We start from the raw sequence: 1,665 nt of genomic DNA on the forward strand, positions 1-1,665 counted from the left end.
TAAATCTCCATTCCGCGCGCCTTCAGGCGCGGCACAAATAGTGATGAAAGATTTTCAAAACCTCTACTTCATGCGATAATAACTTTCAAGAAGCTACACTACAAAGCACGGGAGGAGGAGTTGTAAATTCTTTCTCGTTTTAGACAGCATTTAAATCAGTGTAAGTTCTGCCTTTTCAAGCACAAATAAGTGGCTCTATAAGACCGTACACTAAGAATTGTTTTAACGCCTTGGTTAATTTGTGTGGCAGTTCAGTCAATGGCTTCTTATCTTTTTCAGAAAGGAGTCTGACTATGAAAGTTACTTACAAAACCTGTTGTGGTGTCGATGTTCACAAATCATTTCTCGTTGCCACAATCATTACTACCACTGGTGGTATCGAACCTTCCTATCAGAAGAAACGTTATTCCACCTTTAACAATTCAATTCTTGAATTCAAGCAATGGCTTCTTGACAATGACTGTCATGATCTTTGCATGGAATCCACCGGTAAATACTGGATTCCTGTCTTTAATCTTCTTGAAGATGAAATCAATGTCACCATTGCCAACCCCAAATGGGTAAAAGCTGTAAAAGGCAACAAAGATGATACTAAAGATTCTAAATGGATTGGAGATTTATTCCGACTTGGACTTGTAAAAGGCAGTTATATACCTTGTAAAAAGATTCGTATTTTACGCGAGTTCACAAGGTATCGCTATAAGATTGTTTCCTGCCGTTCCAGTGAAAAGAATCGATATCAGAATGCGCTTACGGTTTGTAATGTCGCACTGGATTCTGTTGTATCCGATATCTTTGGGAAGTCATCCACATCCATTATTGACTATTTGCTTGAACAGTCTGGCAATTCTATCAATCATGAAGAAATCGCTTCTAAACTTCTTAAGAGCCTCAAATCTAAAGAAGATGCCGTGATTGAATCCATTGAAGGATACCAGATGACTGATTCCCAAAAATATCGTATGCACCTCGTCCGTGCACATATGGATTATATCACAGCTGAAATCAATGATGTAGACCGTGAAATAGAAAAATTGATTTCTTCTGATCCTGATTTTGAAAATGCGATCCAGTTTCTAATGACTATTCCGGGTGTTAAACGTGACAGCGCAATCACTGTCATCTCCGAAATAGGGATTGATATGACTCAGTTTTCAAGCTCCAAACGTTTATGTTGCTGGGCCGGATTAACTCCTGGCAGCAATGAATCTGGTGGCAAGAAGAAATCCGTTCGGGTTACACGTGCCGGTGTCTACCTCAAACCTGCATTAGTGCAGTGTGCTCATGCAGCCGTCAAATCCGAGAAATCTCCTTACTACAAGAAGAAATATGAATCTCTGATGAAACGCCGTGGCAAGAAAAGAGCCATTGTTGCAATCGCCCGAATGATTCTTACTGCAATTTACCAGATGTTATCAACTGGTGAATCATGGAATCCAAGCGATTTGTATAAAATCGATATACCTGAAGCTTTACTGGAAAAACAAAAAGCAAAAGCCATCAAGCAAGCCATGAAACTATTGCAACGCGAGGGATTATATCCTCCACCAGAACCAATAGCTTCTTAATTGTTGTTTTAATAAACACTTATAAAAAGTTGCCACTTGCTGACAGCTTAGATAAGTATGCCACTTTTGGGCTGTCCTCTACTTTCTTTCACACTAA

Annotated in this window: 1 protein-coding gene; it reads left to right on the top strand. The window is 39.4% G+C overall.

The window, feature by feature from the left end; genetic code table 11:
- Positions 1–293: 293 nt before the first annotated feature.
- Positions 294–1,568 carry an IS110 family RNA-guided transposase gene (locus CLOSYM_RS07385; RefSeq protein WP_021641618.1) on the top strand — a complete coding sequence of 425 codons (1,275 nt, stop codon included), beginning with the start codon at positions 294–296 and terminating at the stop codon, positions 1,566–1,568.
- The last annotated feature ends 97 nt before the right edge of the window (positions 1,569–1,665 follow it).

This window comes from [Clostridium] symbiosum ATCC 14940 (assembly GCF_000466485.1).
Lineage (GTDB): Bacteria > Bacillota > Clostridia > Lachnospirales > Lachnospiraceae > Otoolea > Otoolea symbiosa.

Bases quoted from the DNA above. Each gene is read 5' to 3' on its own strand.
- CLOSYM_RS07385 (WP_021641618.1), top strand. From the start codon at position 294: ATGAAAGTTACTTACAAAACCTGTTGTGGTGTCGATGTTCACAAATCA.